At 61.5% G+C, this 20,384-nt stretch carries 18 protein-coding genes and 1 pseudogene; 8 read left to right on the top strand and 11 right to left on the bottom strand.

Annotated features, from left to right (window positions below; genetic code table 11):
• The first annotated feature begins 376 nt into the window (after positions 1-376).
• On the top strand, positions 377-1,855 hold the full coding sequence (locus DD235_RS00505) for an inorganic phosphate transporter (RefSeq protein ID WP_109060118.1): 1,479 nt from the start codon (positions 377-379) through the stop codon (positions 1,853-1,855).
• A gap of 84 nt (positions 1,856-1,939) precedes the next feature.
• Here the strand turns inward: DD235_RS00505 and DD235_RS00500 are convergent, their stop codons facing one another.
• On the bottom strand, positions 1,940-2,896 hold the full coding sequence (locus DD235_RS00500) for a DnaJ C-terminal domain-containing protein (protein WP_109060117.1): 957 nt from the start codon (positions 2,894-2,896) through the stop codon (positions 1,940-1,942).
• 193 nt (positions 2,897-3,089) lie between these two features.
• Between DD235_RS00500 and DD235_RS00495 the strand changes: the two genes are divergently transcribed.
• Entirely contained in the window at positions 3,090-3,545 is a 456-nt protein-coding gene (locus DD235_RS00495) for an Hsp20/alpha crystallin family protein (protein ID WP_109060939.1), read from the top strand.
• 2 nt (positions 3,546-3,547) lie between these two features.
• The gene (locus tag DD235_RS00490) at positions 3,548-3,931 is read left to right on the top strand and encodes an Hsp20/alpha crystallin family protein (RefSeq protein WP_109060116.1); all 384 of its coding nucleotides are present in this window, start codon (positions 3,548-3,550) and stop codon (positions 3,929-3,931) included.
• Positions 3,932-4,005: 74 nt separating this feature from the next.
• On the opposite strand, the gene DD235_RS00485 is transcribed toward DD235_RS00490, so the two are convergent.
• Complete coding sequence (locus tag DD235_RS00485) at positions 4,006-4,908, bottom strand: LysR family transcriptional regulator (protein ID WP_109060115.1); 903 nt, start codon at positions 4,906-4,908, stop codon at positions 4,006-4,008.
• A gap of 182 nt (positions 4,909-5,090) precedes the next feature.
• Here DD235_RS00485 and DD235_RS00480 point away from each other — a divergent pair, with 182 nt between their 5' ends.
• Positions 5,091-5,897, top strand: a complete 807-nt coding sequence (locus DD235_RS00480) for a type 1 glutamine amidotransferase domain-containing protein (RefSeq protein WP_109060114.1) — start codon at positions 5,091-5,093, stop codon at positions 5,895-5,897.
• Here the strand turns inward: DD235_RS00480 and DD235_RS00475 are convergent.
• Positions 5,842-6,525, bottom strand: a complete 684-nt coding sequence (locus DD235_RS00475; protein ID WP_109060113.1) for a DJ-1/PfpI family protein — start codon at positions 6,523-6,525, stop codon at positions 5,842-5,844. The two genes, DD235_RS00480 and DD235_RS00475, sit on opposite strands and share 56 nt — an antisense overlap.
• A gap of 148 nt (positions 6,526-6,673) precedes the next feature.
• Here DD235_RS00475 and poxB point away from each other — a divergent pair, with 148 nt between their 5' ends.
• Both poxB and DD235_RS00465 read left to right on the top strand, forming a co-directional pair.
• Entirely contained in the window at positions 6,674-8,392 is a 1,719-nt protein-coding gene (gene poxB, locus DD235_RS00470; RefSeq protein WP_109060112.1) for a ubiquinone-dependent pyruvate dehydrogenase, read from the top strand.
• Complete coding sequence (locus DD235_RS00465; RefSeq protein WP_204524156.1) at positions 8,389-8,739, top strand: hypothetical protein; 351 nt, start codon at positions 8,389-8,391, stop codon at positions 8,737-8,739. Before poxB ends, DD235_RS00465 begins: the two co-directional genes overlap by 4 nt.
• Here the strand turns inward: DD235_RS00465 and DD235_RS00460 are convergent.
• The 4 genes from DD235_RS00460 to tkt form a co-directional block, all read right to left on the bottom strand.
• Positions 8,712-9,113 (bottom strand): hypothetical protein, encoded by a 402-nt coding sequence (locus DD235_RS00460; protein ID WP_109060111.1) that lies wholly within the window; start codon positions 9,111-9,113, stop codon positions 8,712-8,714. The genes DD235_RS00465 and DD235_RS00460 overlap by 28 nt on opposite strands.
• Before the next feature lie 95 nt (positions 9,114-9,208).
• On the bottom strand, positions 9,209-10,408 hold the full coding sequence (locus DD235_RS00455; RefSeq protein ID WP_109060110.1) for a phosphoglycerate kinase: 1,200 nt from the start codon (positions 10,406-10,408) through the stop codon (positions 9,209-9,211).
• Positions 10,409-10,424: 16 nt separating this feature from the next.
• Positions 10,425-11,438 carry a type I glyceraldehyde-3-phosphate dehydrogenase gene (gene gap, locus DD235_RS00450; protein ID WP_109060109.1) on the bottom strand — a complete coding sequence of 338 codons (1,014 nt, stop codon included), beginning with the start codon at positions 11,436-11,438 and terminating at the stop codon, positions 10,425-10,427.
• Between the two features lie 11 nt (positions 11,439-11,449).
• Positions 11,450-13,504 (bottom strand): transketolase, encoded by a 2,055-nt coding sequence (gene tkt, locus DD235_RS00445; RefSeq protein WP_109060108.1) that lies wholly within the window; start codon positions 13,502-13,504, stop codon positions 11,450-11,452.
• 118 nt (positions 13,505-13,622) lie between these two features.
• On the opposite strand from tkt, the gene DD235_RS00440 reads away from it, so the two are divergent.
• Entirely contained in the window at positions 13,623-14,468 is an 846-nt protein-coding gene (locus DD235_RS00440; RefSeq protein WP_109060107.1) for a 16S rRNA (uracil(1498)-N(3))-methyltransferase, read from the top strand.
• On the opposite strand, the gene DD235_RS00435 is transcribed toward DD235_RS00440, so the two are convergent.
• Positions 14,434-15,384, bottom strand: coding sequence for a LysR family transcriptional regulator (locus tag DD235_RS00435; protein ID WP_109060106.1), 951 nt, complete (start codon positions 15,382-15,384; stop codon positions 14,434-14,436). The two genes, DD235_RS00440 and DD235_RS00435, sit on opposite strands and share 35 nt — an antisense overlap.
• Before the next feature lie 86 nt (positions 15,385-15,470).
• Here DD235_RS00435 and DD235_RS00430 point away from each other — a divergent pair, with 86 nt between their 5' ends.
• Entirely contained in the window at positions 15,471-16,259 is a 789-nt protein-coding gene (locus DD235_RS00430) for an NAD(P)H-dependent oxidoreductase (RefSeq protein WP_193519531.1), read from the top strand.
• Between the two features lie 198 nt (positions 16,260-16,457).
• Here DD235_RS00430 and DD235_RS16930 read toward each other — a convergent pair.
• The 3 genes and pseudogenes from DD235_RS16930 to DD235_RS00415 form a co-directional block, all read right to left on the bottom strand.
• Positions 16,458-16,889 (bottom strand): annotated as a pseudogene (locus DD235_RS16930) (barstar family protein); the annotation flags it as partial.
• Positions 16,886-18,073 carry a patatin-like phospholipase family protein gene (locus DD235_RS00420; protein ID WP_109060104.1) on the bottom strand — a complete coding sequence of 396 codons (1,188 nt, stop codon included), beginning with the start codon at positions 18,071-18,073 and terminating at the stop codon, positions 16,886-16,888. The gene DD235_RS00420 and the pseudogene DD235_RS16930, both read right to left, overlap by 4 nt.
• 4 nt (positions 18,074-18,077) lie before the next feature.
• Positions 18,078-20,369 (bottom strand): NADP-dependent malic enzyme, encoded by a 2,292-nt coding sequence (locus DD235_RS00415; RefSeq protein ID WP_109060103.1) that lies wholly within the window; start codon positions 20,367-20,369, stop codon positions 18,078-18,080.
• Positions 20,370-20,384: the final 15 nt, after the last annotated feature.

Here is a 20,384-nt window from a genome sequence, read left to right as displayed (position 1 = left end):
TCTAATAAAATTATTTATAGCGATTCTTATATTATTTTTTGAAATATAAAAATCGGGCGATCCATACCTGACATGCCATATCGCATGGTGTTTTTTCACAACAGGAATGGAAGACGCAAAAGGGGAGAAAATTCTATTCCAGCATCCAAATAACAATAAACAATCAAAAATTATTAGCTTATAACCAAACAGAAGTAGTCGCCGGAGCAGCGCCCTTGTGGTCAACCCCATACGCAGGCCATGCAAAACAATGACGGCCTGCCAATACGTCTCCTTGAAACCCCGTTTTTACATATCGGCGGCATTTGATCTTTCTCGTCACGGACACGTCATTTATCTGCAATAATCGCGCATCTTCATTCAGCCAACATCTCCCATGCCCGATCTGTTCACCGGCCTGGATCCCTGGGTCGCAGCCAGTCTCGTCCTGGCGCTGACCTTCGTGCTCGCCTTCGAATTCATCAACGGTTTCCACGATACGGCCAACGCCGTTGCCACCGTCATCTACACCAAGGCCATGCCCCCCTATCTGGCGGTGGTCGCATCCGGCATCTTCAATTTCCTCGGCGTACTGCTGGGCGGCGTGGGCGTCGCCTACGCGATTGTCCATCTGCTGCCCGTCGAACTGTTGGTCAACGTCGATACCGGACGTGGGCTGGCAATGGTCTTTGCCATGCTGTCGGCTGCCATCATCTGGAACCTGGCCACCTGGTATGTCGGCCTGCCCGCCTCCAGCTCGCACACGCTGATCGGCTCCATCCTGGGCGTGGGCCTGGCCAATGCATTGATGACCGACCTGCCGCTGGGCAGTGGCGTCAACTGGGGCAAGGCCATGGACATCGGGCTGTCGCTGGTCATGTCGCCGATAGCGGGGTTCCTGGCCGCCGGCGGGCTGTTCCTGCTGCTGCGTCGCTACCTGCCGCTGTCCAAGATGCACAAGACGCCCGAACAGCGCCGCGAAACCGAGAACAAGAAACACCCGCCGTTCTGGAACCGGGTCGCCCTGATCTTCTCGGCCATGGCGGTGAGCTTCGTGCATGGCTCCAATGACGGCCAGAAAGGCATCGGCCTGGTCATGCTGGTACTGATCGGCATCGTGCCTGCCAACTATGTCCTGAATATCGAAAGCACCCCGTACCAGATACAGCGAACACAGGATGCCGCCGCGCACCTCAGCACCTTTTACCTGCGCAATGGCGAACTGCTCAACGGCTATCTGGGGCAACCGGAACATACTCACGCAGATTCCGATACGCCCCAGCAGTTCCGCTGCGAAGCAAGCCAGACCATGCAGACGCTCGAAGCCCTGCAACAGGCTCTGCATGGCGCAACCAGCTATACGGAACTGTCGCCGGACGAGCGTATCCGGGTACGCCGCTACCTGTTGTGTCTGGATGACACGGCCAAGAAAATCAGCCAGGACAGCAGCCTGCCCACCGCCGAGCGCAACGATCTCAACCGACTGCGCAGCGACCTGACCGCCACCACCGAATACGCCCCCCTGTGGGTTATCGTGGCAATTGCCATCGCGCTGGGTGCCGGCACCATGATCGGCTGGCGTCGCGTGGTACTGACCGTGGGTGAAAAAATCGGTCGCCAGGGCATGACCTATGCCCAGGGCATGAGCGCCCAGGTCACGGCGGCCTGCGCCATTGGGGTGGCCAATGTGTTCAGCCTGCCCGTCTCGACTACCCACGTGCTGTCGTCGGGCGTGGCCGGCACCATGGTGGCCAACAAGAGCGGCCTGCACGCAGGCACCATACGCAGCATCCTGCTGGCCTGGGCCATGACGCTGCCCATCTCGATCGGCCTGGCCGCCCTGTTCTTCTGGATCGGCGTCCAGATCACGGGCTGATGTGACAAGGGCGGCCCGCTACGGACCGCCCCATAGGCATCGGGCACTGCGCGATGCCCCACACAGACCACCGCCCGCCGTCAGTCAGAGCCTGGCGCGCGGATCGAACTTCAGGTCGCGTGCCATCTGTTCATAGAGTGCCCTCGCTTGCGGTGTATCGGCTGGCGGCACCACCACCTGCAACTCGAGATACAGGTCGCCTGCCGGCTTGCCGGGAATGCCACGCCCACGCAGGCGCAGGCGACGTCCACTGACAGTGCCTTCCGGCACCTTGACCTCCACCCGTCCGCCCGGCGTCGGCACCTCGATATCCGCCCCCAGCGCGGCCTCCCAGGGTGCAATCGGCACGGTCATAGTCAGGTCACGCCCCTCGACGCGATAGCGGGCATGAGGCCGGAACTTGATTTCAAGATAGAGATCCCCTGCCGGACCGCCGCCCAGTCCGGGATCGCCCTGCCCCGCCAGCCGGATCCGCTGGCCTTCGTGCACACCGGCGGGAATACGCACCGACAGCGTACGCTGCTGCATCGATGGCTGTCCATGCGCATCGGTCTGCATGGCGCGCAGTCCGATCTCGCGCTGGGCACCCTGCAAGGCATCATCCAGATCGATCTCGATCACGGTATGGCGATCCTCGCCACGCGTGCGAAAACCGCCCCCGGCACTGCGAGGATGTCCGCCCATGCCTGAGCCACCCATGCCACCAAAAAAGGCCGAGAAAAAGTCGCTGAAATCGCCCTGCGCACCACCAGGACCTGCCTGTCCGCCACGAAACTCGAAGCCGCGCTCCCAACCCGGCGGCGGATTGAAACCACTGCCCTGGGCATAACCTGCGCCAAGCTGATCATAGGCGGCCCGCTTTTCGGCGTCGCTCAGTACGGTATGGGCTTCGTTGATCTCGCGCATGCGCGCTTCGGCATCGGCCTCGGTGCTGACATCGGGATGATATTTGCGCGCCAGCTTGCGATAGGCGCGGCGGATATCATCGGCGGACGCATCTCGGGCGACACCCAGAATTTCATAATAGTCCTTGAATTCCATGTGCTTTCACCTGGTCAACTGCCTGTATGTCGAATGGGATCCATATGGGGCCTTTGCACCCGATATCAAGACATGATTTTTCGTAATGCGAAAAAATTATCTGCCCTCTTGAAAGCCTGCCCGGCGATCCCATTATCGGTTCATGCGGTGCTGGACTGCCAGCACCATCACAGTCAACACATCGGAGAATCGCATGTTCCACACATCCGCAGGTTCACCCTACGCACTCTTTGGCGATCTGGATCGGTTGCACCGCAGCCTGAGCCAGGCGCTGGCAGGCAGGGGATCTGACATCCGTTCGGGAGCCCAGGGCACCTTCCCGTCAGTCAATATCGGCCGCACCGCCAGCGCCGTCGAAATCTATGCCTTCCTGCCCGGCGTGGCACCGGAAAAAGTAGAAGTCAATCTCGACCGGGGGCTGCTGTCCATTTCCGGCGAGCGTGACACCAGTCTGCCTGCCGCAGAAGGTGAAAAGCGCACGACGCATGCCCAGGAACGCACCAGCGGCAAATTCCGGCGCACCATCAGCCTGCCGGACAATATCGACCCGGCCCGAGTCAGCGCGCGCTATCAGCATGGCGTGCTGCAGATTTCGGCACTGCTGCGTGAGTCCGCCCAACCCCGTCGCATCGATATCCAGGGAGCCTGAACATGACTGACAAACATACCTCCGCCCGTCGCGAAGCCTCCGACACCGGCCGCGAAACCTGGCTGGTGCCGCAGGTGGACATCCATGAGGATGACAGTGGTCTGACCCTGCTGGCCGATCTGCCGGGTGTTCCCAAGGACCGCCTGACACTGCGCGTGGAAGGTGACGCGCTGCACATCGAAGGCGAGCTCGCCGTCGATGCGCCGGCCGATCTGTCGTCGGTCCTGGCCGAAGTGCAGGTGCCGCGCTACCGCCGCAGCTTCACGCTGAGCCGTGAACTCGACAGCGCCGGCATCCAGGCCGCCCTCAACGATGGCGTGCTGCGCCTGCGCATTCCCAAGCTGGCGGATGCCCAGCCGCGCAGGATCGATATCCAGGTGGCCTGACGCGCTTTGGCTCCCTTGCCTGTGAGGCGGGTATCCGTACCCAGGACATACCCGCCTCACAGGCAAACCGTGCTTCAGCGATTCAGCACCTGGGCACAGATTTCGATGAAAGCCCGCAACTTTGGCTGATTCCTGGCGGATTTGGGAAAATACAGGAAAAGCCCGTCACGGCCTGGCGAGCAGTCGAGCAAGGCAGGTTCCAGCATGCCAGCCGCCAGTTCACGCGACGTATGAAAAGTCGAGGAGTAAATCAGGCCCTGCCCAAGGACTGCCAGACTACGCATCAACTCGCCATCATTGACCGTGATCGCACCTGCAGGATCGAACCGGACAGCCACCCCGTTTTCAAGAAACTCCCAGCGATAGATATCGCCTTTTTCCGGTCGCCTGAACACAATGCACTCGTGCGTCACCAGGTCGCCAACAGCACGCGGCCGCCCCTTGCGCCGGAAGTAATCCGGCGAACCGAAAACAGCCCAGTTGAACGGTTTCGCGATCCTGACGGCGATCATGTCCTGTGCAATATAAGAGCCGATGGAAATGCCGGCATCATAGCCCTCGCTCACGAAGTCATCGTGGCGATTGCTGACCGTGATGTCCAGCCGCAGATTCGGCCAGGCCTGCCTGAAAACAGGCAACACCGGCTCAAGGACGTGAGGCAAGGCAAGCCGCTCGACCAGCAACCGCAACGTGCCCGAAGGCTCCATGGCTGACTGCGCAGCATCCTCCAGGCCACTGACGATGGCATGGGCCGCAGGCTCGACTCTGGCCAGCAGTTCAGCTCCAGCCTCCGTCAGGGCCATTCTGCGCGTCGTGCGCTGGAAAAGGGAGACGCCCAGCCGCTGTTCCAGACGCTGCAATGACTGGCTGACGGCCCCCGGTGTTTTACCCAGATCGTGTGCTGCCTGACGAACACTGAGTCGCTTTGCAAGCGCCAGAAATTCGGACAGACCGTCAAACGGATGATTCGTACTCATTGCATGCCTCTGGAAAATCTATCGTGTCCAGTCCCTCTCAAGACACCAACTTAACCACAAATTTTCGCCTCAATCAAACAGCATTAAGATAAAAAATTAAATAGTTCATTCAGCGCCAGGGGGCTGTTCCCGACGCTCGTCATCCCTAGAATGACTGGACACCATTTGTTCCGGAGAATGCCATGTCGATTGCCAAGTCCCTGTTCCTCATTGCATGTACAGTGCTCTCACTCTCACCGCCTGTCTCAGCCGCGCCTGCGCAGCCCCATCGGGACACCGATAAGGTATTGATCGTCGTGTCGAGCCTGGACAGAAAAACCGAAAATCTGGTGGGCGGATACTGGTTTCCGGAACTGACCCATCCCGTTGAAGTCTTGACTGAAGCAGGCATAGCGTATGACGTCGCCAGCCCGCAAGGCGGCTTCGCTCCCTTCGACGGCTTTGATCTGAAAGATCCCGTCAGCATGAAAATCTGGGTGAATCCCGAACATCGCAACAAACTGGGCAATACACTCAAGCTGGCTGATGTGAACCCTGCCGATTACGATGCCATCCTGCTGATCGGCGGGCATGGCCCGATGTGGGATTTCGTCAACAATCCCGAATTGGCCCGGATCGTTCGCACCATCTATGAAAATGACGGTATCGTCAGTGCCGTATGCCACGGGCCAGCAGGGCTGATCGACGTCCAACTCAGCAATGGCTCCTTGCTCATAGACGGGCGCAGACTGACTGCCTTCACGGCAGAAGAGGAAGCCTCCCGCCAATACGACAAAATCGTTCCTTTCGAACTTGAAGCCGCCCTCAAAAATGCAGGCGCAACGTTCGAAGAAGCGCCGATCTTTGAAAACAAGGTGGTCATCGACGGGCGTCTTATCACGGGGCAAAATCCGGCATCAGCAACAGCGCTTGGAGCAGCACTCGTCGCGGCACTCAAGAACGCTCCCGAAGCGCTCGCGCAGCCTGGGCAACCGCCTCGGCCCGAATAGCCAGCCGCGCACCGGCAGCCTCCCTGCAGCGCTGCACGATATGCGCCGGTGACGTGCCGGGTGTGCCACCAGAGAAAGGCGGCGCAGGATCATACTCGATCTGCAACTGGATCTGCCGGGCGGTATCCTCATCAAACAGGCTGGCAATCACCTGGATGGCCATGTCGATACCGGATGTCACCCCTCCCGAGGTAAAGACATTGCCATCCACGCACAGGCGGGAATCATCAGGGGTCGCGCCGAACTCGGCCAACAGCTCCCGCGCCAGCCAGTGACTGGCAGCACGCCTGCCGCGCAGTAGCCCTGCAGCGCCCAGCAACAGGGAACCGGTACAGATACCAAAAATATAGCGAGCCTGCGCGCCCTGACGGGCCGTGAACTCAACCCACTGGGGATCCAGCAAGGCATCATCGGCCCCCGGCCCACCTGGCACGACCAGCAGGTCGCAGGAACGTGCCTGCGCCATCGTGACTGTTGGCAGCAGGGTCAGGCCCCGATCGGATCGTACCGGTGCCATCGACGCGGCCACCAGATCGACATGCACACCCGGCGCACGGGCCAGGACCTCGTACGGTCCGGTCAGATCAAGCAGGGTTACAGCAGGGAACAGCAGAAAATTGACTTGCATGACGGCACCTTTCTACAGAATCCAGAGTCCAGCCGCTAGCGTAACCGCAGACAGGGGTGCCGTGTTTTGCGCCATAATGAAAAAACATGCAGTTCCCCATCCGGGCGCAGCCTGATCGCGCCCGCATCCCCCCTGAAATGGAGCGTCCATGTCGAACACCATCGCAGACTACCTTGCCGAAACCCTTGCCGCCGCGGGCGTCGAACGTATCTGGGGCGTCACTGGCGACAGCCTCAACGGGCTGTCCGACAGCATGCGTCGTCTCGGCAATTTGCGCTGGATGCACACCCGCCACGAAGAGGTCGCGGCCTTTGCTGCCGGAGCCGAAGCCGCCGAAACAGGCCGCCTGGCGGTATGTGCCGGCAGTTGCGGGCCTGGCAACCTGCATCTGATCAACGGGCTTTACGATTGCCATCGCAACCAAGTACCCGTGCTCGCAATTGCCGCGCAGATTCCATCGACAGAAGTCGGCCTGGGCTACTTCCAGGAAACCCATCCGCAGGAACTCTTCAAGGAATGCAGCCATTACGTGGAACTGGTCAGCCATGCCAGCCAGTTGCCGCGCGTGCTGGAGCGGGCCATGCGCACGGCCATCGGACAGCGTGGCGTCGCCGTGATCGTGCTGCCAGGCGACGTTGCCCTGAGCGAAGCACCGTTCGCCCCACAGCCATGGCACGATGTTGCACCCGCCAGCCTGGTACCTGACGATGCGGAACTCGACCGACTGGCAGCCCTGCTCAACGAATCGGCAGCCGTCACACTCATGTGCGGCAGCGGCTGCGCCGGCGCACATGCCGAAGTCGTGGCGCTGGCCGACACGCTGGCCGCACCGGTCGTGCACGCCCTGCGGGGCAAGGAATACATCGAGTACGACAACCCCAACAGTGTCGGCATGACCGGTCTGATCGGCTTCAGCTCCGGCTATCACGCCATGGAATCGTGCGATACCCTGCTGCTGCTGGGCACCGACTTTCCCTATCGCAATTTCTATCCCTCCAAGGCCAGGATCGCACAGATCGACCGCAACCCCGGCAACCTGGGCAAGCGCGCGCCCCTCACCCTGGGCCTGAACGGCGACATTCGGCCCACGCTGGCGGCACTGCTGCCGCGCCTGCATCGCAAAGACGAGCGACGCTTTCTGGAAAAGGCGCTGGCGCATTATGCCGAGGCCCGCAAGGATCTGGATGCCCTGGCGCGTCCCTCCCCCCAGGGCCGTCCGATCCATCCACAATACCTGACCAAGGTTATTGACCATGCTGCCGCAGAAAATGCCATCTTCAGCGCGGATGTCGGCACCCCGACCCTGTGGGCCGCCCGCTATCTGACCATGAATGGCCAGCGACGCCTGCACGGCTCCTTCAACCACGGCTCCATGGCCAATGCCATGCCCCAGGCACTGGGCGCACAGGCGGCCCAGCCTGACCGCCAGGTCATTGCCCTGTGTGGCGACGGCGGCCTGTCCATGTTGCTGGGCGACCTGCTGAGCGCGCGCCAGCTCGACCTGCCCATCAAAATCGTGGTCTACAACAACAGTTCGCTGGGCTTCGTCGCCATGGAAATGAAGACCGCCGGCTTTCCCGAAACCGGTACGGACTTCGTCGATACAGACTATGCCGCCATCGCGCGCGGTGCCGGCCTGCATGCGATCCGCGTCACCGATTCGGAAGCGTTGCCCGAAGCCGTGGTCGCCTTCCTTGCACATCCCGGTCCGGCGCTGCTGGATGTCGTGACCGACAAGCACGAACTGGCGCTGCCGCCCAAGGTCACGCTGGCCCAGGCCAAGGGCTTCAGCCTGTACATGCTGCGTGCCGTGCTGAGCGGACGCGGTGACGAAGTGCTGGAGGTCGCCAAAACCAATCTGCGATGAATACACAGCCTACCACCATCACACAAGAGCAAGTGCTGGCATTCGCTATTTACGAAATACGCCAGTTACTTGCCCAGCATCTTGGCAATGACGGGACATCCGATCCGGCTATTCGCGCTGCAGCACATTTGGCGTATGCCTTGCACAATCAGGCCAGCGCCATTCTGGAAGGCAAGCATGTCAATGCCCAGCAGTCCGTCTCGACTATCAAAAAAGTCGATCAACTGCTGGAAACCGACTTTCACAGTCGGCTGTCTGCTGCCATACCGAACCCCACCAGCAGGCATTCAACACCTCGGCCATCCGCCTCCTGGCAGACTCACAAAAAAGAGAATCCGAAAAAATGATTCGGATTCAAGCACACATCCCGCTCAGCCAATCCTTCTCGGTATTTGATTGTCAAAGTTTCAAAAGGACCGCTCGGACTGCTCACCGAAACAACCACCACATCCTGCTCCGTCTTGAAAAACTGGTTATATACGGACATCAAAGAAAAAGCATCATCTTCATCCATATCGAACCATACCTCTATATCCCCCAGCGCACGAACGTCAATCCACCCTGAATCGCTCACAAACAATTCAAACGTGCATTTCTCAAAAACAAAAAACAAACGCTCATACATGGGATGAAATCTCGCAGGACTTGCGGAATCAATATATCCAGACACAAACACATCCACTATCAGTTCATGACTGAGAGCATGAATCAAATCTTTCATGACGCCTTCAACATGTCAAAAAAATGCCAGTTGGCACTCACCAACTGGCATTGATTTTTTACTACAGACTCAGGGACAGAGCCCGGATGCGGCGATCAATCTTCGGCCCGCTCCTGCAACACCGCCACGGCCGGCAGCGTCTTGCCTTCGAGGAACTCCAGGAAAGCCCCCCCTCCGGTCGAGATATAGCTGACCTGATCGGCAATGCCGAACTTGGCAATGGCCGCCAGCGTATCTCCGCCCCCCGCGATCGAGAAGGCATCCGAATCGGCAATGGCTCGGGCAATCTGTTCGGTACCGTTGGCGAACTGCGGCAGTTCGAACACCCCCACCGGACCGTTCCAGACGATGGTGCCGGCGTGGCGCAGGATTTCCGCCAGGGTAGCAGCGGTTTCCGGCCCGATGTCCAGGATCATGTCATCCTCGGCCACGTCCTCGACACGCTTGACCACGGCTTCGGCATCCGCCCCGAACGACTTGGCGCAGACCACGTCGGTCGGTACCGGCACTTCGGCACCATGGGCGCGCATGCGCTCGATGACGGCACGCGCCTGCTCTACCTGGTCGGGTTCGGCCAGCGAGGCACCAATCCGAAATCCCTGCGCCAGCAGGAAGGTATTGGCAATGCCGCCGCCCACGATCAGGCGACCCACCTTCTGCGCCAGGGCATCAAGGATAGACAGCTTGGTTGACACCTTGGAGCCACCCACGATAGCCACCAGCGGCTGGCGCGGTGCCTCAAGCGCCTGCGACAGCGCATCCAGCTCGGCAGCCAGCAACGGGCCGGCGCAGGCCACGGGTGCGAAACGGGCAATACCGTGCGTGGTGGCCTCGGCGCGATGTGCCGTACCAAAGGCATCGTTGACGTACACATCGCACAGCTCGGCCATGCGACGTGCCAGCGCCTCTTCGTTCTTTTTCTCGCCGGCGTTGACGCGGCAGTTTTCCAGCAGCACGACCTGTCCGGGCACCACCTGCACACCCTTCTGGACCCAGTCCTGCACCAGATCGACCGGCTGCCCCAGCAGTTCGGTCAGCCGTTGCGCCACCGTGGCGAGCGAATCGGCATCGGTCAGCTCACCTTCTTTGGGACGCCCCAGGTGGGACGTGACCATGACCGCAGCACCGGCGGCCAGTGCCATGCGAATGCCGGGCACCGAAGCGCGGATGCGGGTATCTTCGCTGATGTGACCGTGCGCATCGAACGGCACGTTCAGGTCGGCGCGGATAAACACGCGCTTGTCCTTGAGCCCGCCCGACTGGGCCAGACCGGCCAGCGTCAGTACTTGAACCATGTTCCGACCCGCTCCCTCAGGTTGCTGCCATCATGGCGGCAGCAGTATCCAGCATGCGGCTGCTGTAGCCCCACTCGTTGTCATACCAGGCCGAAACCTTGACCAGCGATCCCGACACCTTGGTCAGCGTGGAATCGAACACGCTGGATGCAGGATGGTGGTTGAAGTCGCCCGACACCAGCGGCGCATCGTTGTAATCAAGGATACCCTTGAGCCAGCCTTCGGAGGCCGACTTGAGGATGGCGTTGATTTCCTCCACGGACGTTTCACGCGCAGCCACGAACGACAGATCGACCAGCGACACATTGATGGTCGGCACGCGAATGGCATAGCCGTCCAGCTTGCCGAGCAGCTCGGGCAGCACCAGGCCGATGGCCGAGGCCGCGCCGGTCTTGGTCGGGATCAGGTTGTGGGCTGCGGCGCGGGCGCGACGCAGATCCTTGTGATAGACGTCGGTCAGCACCTGATCGTTGGTGTAGGCATGCACCGTCGTCATCAGGCCGTTGACCAGACCGATCTCGCGCTGCAGCGGTGCCACCAGCGGTGCCAGGCAGTTGGTCGTGCAGGAAGCATTGGACACTACGGTATGGCTGGCGCGCAGCACATCATGGTTGACACCATAGACCACGGTGGCATCCACATCCTTGCCACCCGGTGCCGAAATCAGCACCTTTTTGGCACCAGCCTGCAGGTGCACGCTGGCCTTTTCCTTGCTGGTGAAGGCACCGGTGCACTCCATGACCACGTCGATGCCCTGGGCAGCCCAGTCGAGCGTGGCGGGATCACGGGTCGTCGTCACGGCGATGCGATCACCATTGACGATGATGGCATCCTCGGTCGCCTCGACCTTACCCGGGAAACGACCATGCGCCGTATCGTACTGGGTCAGGTGGGCATAGGCCGCTGCATCACCGCGACCGCCGTTGATTGCCACGATCTGGATATCGTGGGGATTGCCGTTTTCGTACAGGGCCCGCACGACATTGCGGCCAATGCGGCCATAACCATTGATAGCGACACGAATCGTCATCGACAGACTCCTTATAGAACCTTGCGAACCGCCTCGACCACCGCATCGGTGGTCAGGCTGAAATGTTTGAACAGGACATCGGCAGGGGCCGACTCGCCGTAGCTGTCGATGCCCACCACGGCCCCCTCCAGGCCAACATACTTGTGCCAGAAGGCCGTGACGCCCGCCTCGACCGCGACGCGCGGCACACCGGCCGGCAGCACCGACACCTGCCAGGCCTTGTCCTGACGGTCGAACACATCGGTCGAAGGCATCGACACCACGCGCACCGGCACGCCTTCGGCCTGCAGTCGCTGCTGCGCCTCAAGCGCCAGGGCCACCTCGGAACCGGTCGCGAGGATCACGGCACGCACCTCACCCTTCGAGGCCTCGCTCAGCACATAGCCACCCCGTGCAATCGCCGCCGTAGTCGCGGCATCGCGCGGCACAAACGGCAGGTTCTGGCGCGACAGCAGCAGCGCGCTGGGGCCGCCGGCATGCACCGTCATGCCGAGGCTGGCCGGACGGTTTACGGCAGCGCCCCAGGCGGCAGCTGTCTCGACCGTGTCGCACGGACGCCAGACGTCGAGATTGGGGATCAGCCGCAGACTGGCGGCATGCTCGATGGACTGGTGGGTCGGGCCATCCTCGCCCAGACCGATGGAATCATGGGTAAACACATGCACCACGCGCTGCTTCATCAGCGCAGCCATGCGCAGTGCGTTGCGCGAGTAATCAGAGAACGTCAGGAACGTACCGCCAAAAGGCAGGTAGCCACCGTGCAGGGCAATACCATTCATGATGGCGGCCATGCCGAACTCGCGCACACCGTAGTTGATGTGACGACCAAAGGAAATCGGCTGGCCGGGCTGCTGCGCGGCACGCACCGGTACGACGCCCTTCCAGTCGGTATAGTTGGAGCCGGTCAGGTCAGCCGAGCCGCCCAGCAGTTCCGGCAACAGTTCGGCCAGTGCAGCGATGGCATGCTGCGAAGCCTTGCGCGTGGCCAGTGTTTCACCCTTGGCCACCGTGGCATCGACGAAAGCCTGCCAGGCAGCCTGGAACTCGCCCGGCAGGTCGCCGCGCATGCGGCGCAGGTACTCGGCAGCCAGTTCTGGATAGGCGGCGGCATAGGCATTGAAACGCTGCTGCCAATCGGCCTGCGCCTGAGCACCCGCCGCACGCGCATTCCAGAATGCCGCGACATCCTCGGGAATCTCGAAGGGGCCGTGGTTCCAGCCCAGCGCAGCACGCGTGGCGGCGATTTCTTCGGCACCCAGCGGTGCGCCATGCACCTTGGCCGTACCCGCCATGTTGGGCGAACCCTGGCCGATATTGGTGCGGCAGGCGATCAGCGTGGGACCGCCGGCGGTACGCGCACGCGCCTCGGCAATTGCAGCAGATACGGCTGCAGCATCGTGGCCATCGGCCACGCGGATGACGTGCCAGCCATAGCTTTCGAAACGGCGCGCCGTATCGTCGGCAAACCAGTGCTCAACCTTGCCATCGATGGAAATGCCGTTGTCATCGTACAGTGCCACCAGCTTGTGCAGGCCCAGCGTGCCGGCCAGCGAGGCGACTTCATGTGAAATGCCTTCCATCAGGCAGCCATCGCCCAGGAACACGTAGGTATGGTGATCGACCACGGCATGGCCGTCACGATTGAATTCTGCCGCCAGCAGGGCTTCGGCCAGCGCCATGCCGACCGCATTGCCCAGCCCCTGGCCCAGCGGCCCGGTGGTGGTTTCGACCCCTGGCGTGATGCCGACTTCGGGATGGCCGGGCGTACGCGAGTGCAACTGGCGGAACTGACGCAGGTCATCGATTGACAGGTCGTAGCCGGTCAGGTGCAGCAAGGCGTAGATCAGCATCGAACCATGCCCGTTGGACAGCACGAAGCGGTCACGGCCGGGCCAGGCCGGATCAGCCGGATTGTGCCGCAGATGGTCATGCCACAGCGCGTGCGCCATATCGGCCATGCCCATGGGCGCACCCGGGTGGCCCGAGTTGGCCTGTTGCACGGCATCCATCGCCAGGGCACGGATGGCATTGGCGGGACGATGGTTGGATGTATCGGAAATACTCATGGATGAGAGTGGCGCAGCCGCTAGCGGTGGGAAATGCCGGGCATTTTAGCATTCAAGCGCAGCCCGATGGGCATGGCTAAAATAGGGTCATCCCCTTGTCCGCCCTGTCACCCCACCCATGTCCGCACCCCGTTTCCACTGCACGACCGCGCTCTGCGCACACCAGACCCTGGATCTGCCCGACGAGGTTGCCCACCACGCGATACGCGTGCTGCGCCTGCCTGAAGGCAGCCCCGTCACACTGTTCGACGGTCATGGTGGCGAATATCCCGCGCACCTGCGCATCGATGGCAAGCGCGGCCGCGCCGAGATCGGTGCCCACGACCCGCGTGAAGCGGAGCTTCCCGGCTGCCTGACCCTGGTTCAGGGACTGCCGGCCGGCGACAAAATGGACTGGATCATCGAAAAGGCCGTCGAGCTGGGCGTCCAGCGCATCAGCCCCATAGCCGCACAACGCAGCGTGCTCAAGCTGCAGGGCGACCGCCTCGAAAAGCGGCTGCGCCACTGGCGTCAGATCGCCGTGGCGGCCTGCGAGCAGTGTGGGCGCAATCGCATTCCCGAAATCGATGCGCCCGTAACACTGGCGCAATGGCTGGCGAATGCTGCTCGGCAAGGCGTCTCGCCGGCACCCGGCACCTCGAACCAGATGACGCCATCAACTGAAACCACGCTGCGTCTGATGTGCACGCCAGAAGCCGGCCACACGCTGAAACAGGCGCTGGAACTGTCTGCCCAGCCAGCCAGACAGACAGACAGCGCGCACAGCATCCCCGCAAACCGGCAGGCACGGAACATCGCGTTCCTGATCGGCCCCGAAGGCGGCTGGAGTCCTGAGGAACAGACACAGGCACAACAGCACGACGTACAGGCCATCCGGCTCGGCAGCCGGGTTCTGCGCACTGAAACCGCCGGGCTGGCGCTGGTAGCCGCTACGGCCGCCCTGCTGGGATGGCTGAACGACTGAGCACACTGTCACGCTCGCGATTGATCGAATTGGCAATATGCTCTCGCAGCCACTGATGCGCAGGATCTCGATGCACCCGTTCAGGCCATAGCATCAGCATCTCGAAGCCAGGAATCGCCACCGGCGGCACCGTCACCTGCAAGGCCATGTTGCCACTGACCAGTCGCGACGGTACCATCGCCACCAGATCGGTATTCGCCAAGACCGCATTGAGAAAAAGAAAATGGGGCACGGACAGCACGACTCGACGTGCGACACCACGCGCCGCCAGGGCCTTGTCCGTCTCCCCCTCGAAGCCACCGCCTTCCGGCGACACGACAACATGCTCCAGCGCGCAGAACTGCTCCAGAGTTGGCGGGGATATCAGGCTCGGATGGCCGGCACGCCCGACCAGTACGTATGTTTCAGTAAACAACGGTCGGCGACGCAAATCCGGCGGCGCTTCGGCATTGGTCAGAAAGGCCAGATCGATATCACCCTGCTCCGCCTTTTTTGCCACCCGGGTGGGAGCCGCCTGAACCACAGCAAGACGTGTCGCGGGCGCACGCTGGTGCAGGCCTGCCAGAGCAGGCAACAAGGCGGTGTACTCCCCGTAATCGAATGCGGCGACACGCCAGGTCTGACTGGACTGCGCCGGCTCGAATGCACCGACAGGCGCAACGGCCTGCGCCAACACGGCCAAAGCCTGCCGCAGCGGCTCACGCAGCGCATCTGCCCGTGCAGTCGGTCGCATCCCGCGCGGCCCCGGCAACAACAGAGGATCGTCGAAAAAATCTCGTAGACGGGCGAGCTGCACACTGACCGTGGGCTGAGCCAGATTCAGCCGGGCGGCAGCACGGGTCACATTGTGTTCAACCAGCAACGCGTCCAATGTGACCAGAAGATTGAGATCAAGCTGCCTCAAGACATTATTCATGGCAATACCAGAAATCTTGGAAATTCATTTCTAATATATCTCAGACCACTCTATCGTGTATGGACTTACCGATGGAGTCAGAAATCATGAATGTCCTGCTTGTCCACGCGCACCCCGAGCCTCACTCACTGAATGGTTCGCTCGCCCATTTCACTGTGCAGCACCTGCAACACTCAGGGCATGGCGTACAGGTTTCCGACCTCTACGCCATGCAATGGAAAGCGACACTGGATACCGGCGACGACCTGGCTTTCCGGGCAGGGGAGCACTTCGATCCATCCGCCAACTCCAAGCGGGCCTACGACACCGGCATGCAAAGCGCCGACATTACCCATGAGCAGGAAAAGCTGCGCTGGGCAGATGCCGTGATCCTGCAATTTCCCTTGTGGTGGTTCTCGATGCCCGCCATCCTGAAAGGATGGATCGATCGGGTCTATGCCTGCGGCTTCGCCTATGGTGTAGGCGAACACTCTGACACGCACTGGGGGGATCGCTACGGCGAAGGACTGCTGAGCGGCAAGCGTGCGATGCTGGTGATCACAGCCGGCGGCTGGGCCTCACACTATGCGCCACGCGGCATCAACGGTGCGATGGACGACATCCTGTTCCCGATCCAGCACGGCATCCTGTTCTATCCAGGATTCGACGTACTCCCGCCCCATGTGATCTACCGCACCGGCAAAATCGATGACGCAGGTTTCGAGCAGGTCAGGAAAGAACTGGGCCAGCGACTGGACACCCTCGGGACAACCACCCCGATTGCCTTTCGCAAACAGAACGCAGGTGATTACAACATTCCGGAACTGACCTTGCGAACCGATCTTGCTCCAGGAGAGACGGGCCTGGGCATTCATGTCAGGCAAGATCCGGCCTGACACGGACCGGCATGCTGACCGGCTCAGGGTGATGGACGATCCGCGCGCCTCTCAGCGCTCGTCCTCATCGTCATCATCGCTGTCAGAGACCTCGCCATCCTCGACGTCATCATCCTCATCAAGGCTGTCGTCGAAATCGATATCTTCCTCTTCTTCGTCGTCGTACTGGTCGCGACTCGATACGGCGACCGGCAGGGTATCCGGCTCGGCATGACGGCCGGCATGTTCGAAGTAGTAGGCAAAGGCACGGCCATTGTCGCGGGCAAACTCGGCCACATCGGCGCACACGGCCTCGATATTGACAACCTCGTCTTCCAGCGCCGGGTCGGCTGAATGCAGGTGGCTCAGCCAGAGCACCACACCCGTTTTCTGCTCGGTGACGGTATCGCACAGACAATCGTACAGCGCTTCCAGATCACCACCGAAGAACAACGGATAATCCACAGCCTTGGCGATCGCCCTGAGCACCGCCGAACGGTTGCGGGCACGATCACAATCGGCCACGAACAGTGCCATCTCGGCCTGGGACGCCATCTCGGCCAGTTGGCCGGCCTCGGACACTGCCATGGTAAGGGCTCCGCCCTCTCGCAAATCACGCAGGTGCCGCGCAGCCGATTTGCCTTGCGTCATATACTGCTCTCCTGGAAAAAATCTTCGACTTCTGCAATGCGCTGCATCGTATCGGTATATCCGAGTTCGATCAATTGATTTGTGTAGGCCGCTTCGAACAATAGGTAAGAAACCAACGTTCCCCCACTGAGCCGATTGCGCTCGGTCGATACCCCCAGCGCCCGCAGGAACATGCGCATCATCGGCGGCATGCTGTCCAGGTGTGTCAGGGCCAGGTCATCGAGCCGCCGGCTCGGTGCCAGCGCCAGCACACGCACCGGCCGCAAGTCGAGCGCCCGGCCCGCTTCCGGGCTCAGCGCCAGCATGGCGTTGAGACGTTCCAACCGCTCCACGTCCATCGAAATACTGTCCAGGAAAACAGTCGCCATGGCCTGCCCGCCGATCTGGGCCAGTGATGGATGGCCCGTCTCCTGGCCGCGCTGCTCGGGATGCGTATCACCGCCGCTGAACGCAGTACCGATCACCAGCACCCGCTGCGCGCCCAGATGAATGGCCGGGCTGATCGGTGCCAGTTGCCGCATGGAACCATCACCACACCACTCCCGCCCCTGCCCGGTTTCCAGCGGACGAGCAGGAAACACAAAGGGAATGGCGCTCGAAGCCATCAGGTGCTGCACGCCGATCCGGGCCGACACGGCACGCCGCAGCGTGCGCCGCCACGGCTTGATCGCGTAGCGGGCCTGATAGAAGGTCAGATGCTCGCCGCTGTCGTAGCCGGAGGCCGTGATCGCAAGTGCCGACAACGCACCGGATTCGAGGTGCCCTGGTAGCCGCCCGAAATCGAGCGTGGCCTCCAGCAGCTTTTCCAGCGGTGCATTGTCGAGAAGAGATCTGGGTTGCGGCTGGCGAATGGCCGACCACAGCCAGCCCAGCATCAGCATGGACAGCCAGCGCCCGCCCCCGCGCGACAGCCCCCAGGCATCGGTACGGTAAACCAGGGAAGTATCGAGTGTGCCCCACAGGTGGCGCAGTCGTCGCAGCGCCAGGCGAGGATGGCTGGCACCGCAGGCCAGTGCCGCCGCATTGATGGCACCGGCTGAAGTGCCGCAAAGAATGCCGAACGGCAGGGGGAAATCCGCCCTGCCGTTGGGGTCGAGAATGTCAGCGATGGCGCACAGCGCACCGACCTGATAGGCTGCGCGGGCACCGCCGCCCGCCAGGACCAGGCCGGTCGCGGCCGCCATTGACTTACCTCGGCACGTTGGCGTCGACCACGGTCAGCGCCGTCATGTTGACGATGCGCCGCACGGTCGAGCTGGAAGTCAGGATGGTCACCGGCGCATTGGCCCCCAGCAGGAAGGGGCCGATCGCCACGTTGCCACCCGCCTCGGTCTTGAGCAGGTTGTAGGCGATATTGCCGGCATCCACATTCGGGCAGACCAGCAGGTTGGCCGCCCCCTTGAGGGTCGTTTCCGGCAGGATGCGGCTGCGCAGCGACTCATCCAGCGCGCAGTCGGCGTGCATTTCACCATCGACTTCCAGGTCAGGAGCCCACTCGCGGATCAGGCGCAGCGCCTCGCGCATCTTCTCGGACGAAGACGAGCCACCCGTACCGAAATTGGACCGCGACAGCAGCGCCACCTTCGGCTCGAGGTTGAGCCGACGCATTTCGGCTGCCGCCAGCAGCGTAATTTCGGCAATCTCTTCTGCGTTGGGATTGTCGTTGACGTGGGTATCGACCAACGCCACCGTACGCTCCGGCAACAGCAGGATATTCATGGCGGCGTAGACGTTGACGCCCTCCTCGCGGCCGATCACCTGGTCGATGAAATTAAGGTGATTGCCATAGGCTCCCACGGTTCCGCAAACCAGACCATCGGCTTCGCCCAGGTGCATCATCATGGCACCGATCAGGGTCAGGCGACGGCGCATTTCAACGCGTGCCATTTCCTTGTCGATGCCCTGGCGGCACATCATGTTCCAGTAGGTATTCCAGTAACGGTGGAAACGCTCGTCGAACTCTGGATTGGTGACTTCGACGTCATGCCCCAGGCGAATGCGCAAACCGTACTTTTCGATGCGATCGGCCAGCACGGCAGGACGTCCCACCAGGATAGGCTTGGCCAGCTTTTCATCAACGATCACCTGGACGGCGCGCAGCACACGCTCGTCTTCGCCCTCGGTAAAGACAATGCGGGCCTTGCCGCCTTCACGCACGAATTTCTTGGCGGCCGCGAACAGCGGCTTCATGAAGGCACCGGAGTGGTAGACGAACTGCTGCAACTGATCGCAATAGGCCTCCATGTCCTGGATCGGCCGCGTCGCCACGCCACCATCCATGGCGGCCTGGGCCACTGCAGGCGCGATACGCGAGATCAGGCGAGGATCGAAAGGTTTGGGAATCAGGTACTCGGGGCCAAACGACAGATCCTGGATACCATAGGCAGCCGCCACGATGTCGCTCTGCTCTTCCTGGGCCAGGCCCACCAGCGCATTGACCGCAGCGATTTCCATCTCCAGGGTAATCGTCGTGGCCCCCACATCAAGCGCCCCCCGGAAAATGTACGGGAAGCACAGCACATTGTTGACCTGGTTCGGGTAGTCCGACCGACCGGTGGCCATGACCACGTCGTCGCGTACCGAATGGGCGATCTCGGGCAGGATTTCGGGATTGGGATTGGCCAGCGCCAGCACCAGCGGACGGGCCGCCATCTTCGCCAGCATCTCGGGCTTGAGCACATTGCCTGCCGACAGACCCAGGAAGGCATCGGCCCCATCGATCACTTCGGCCAGGGTGCGCGCATCGGTCTTCTGGGCGAACACCGCCTTTTCTTCGTCCATCAGGGCGGTGCGGCCTTCGTAGACCACGCCTTCGATATCGGTCACCCAGATGTTTTCACGCGGCAGGCCGACATTGACCAGCAGCTTGAGGCAGGCCAGCGCGGCTGCGCCTGCGCCCGACACCACCAGCTTGATCTTGTCGATGTCCTTGCCCACCACCTTGAGGCCGCCCACGAAGGCAGCCACCACACAGATGGCCGTACCGTGCTGATCATCGTGAAAAACGGGAATCTTCATCCGCTCACGCAGCTTGCGTTCGATGATGAAGCACTCCGGTGCCTTGATATCCTCAAGATTGATGCCGCCAAAGGTCGGCTCCAGCGAGGCGATGATATCCACCAGTTTGTCGGGATCGGTCTCGTCGATTTCGAGGTCAAAGACATCAATACCCGAGAACTTCTTGAACAGCACTGCCTTGCCTTCCATCACCGGCTTGGAGGCCAGCGCACCAATGTGCCCAAGGCCCAGCACGGCGGTGCCATTGCTGATCACGCCGACCAGATTGCCACGCGCGGTGTAGCGGAAGGCATTGGCCGGATCCTGCACGATTTCTTCGCAAGGCGCAGCCACCCCGGGAGAATAGGCCAGCGCCATGTCGCGCTGGTTGGTCAGGTGCTTGGTAGGGGTAACGGCTATTTTGCCCGGCCGGCCCTGCTCATGATAGAGCAATGCAGCCTTGCGCAGATCGGTGGCATCCATAAGTCTCACTCTCGC

Source organism: Corticimicrobacter populi (assembly GCF_003123725.1).
Taxonomy (GTDB): domain Bacteria; phylum Pseudomonadota; class Gammaproteobacteria; order Burkholderiales; family Burkholderiaceae_B; genus Corticimicrobacter; species Corticimicrobacter populi.
Note: the sequence above shows the minus strand (reverse complement) of the source record. Positions and strands in the feature narration are given on the sequence as shown.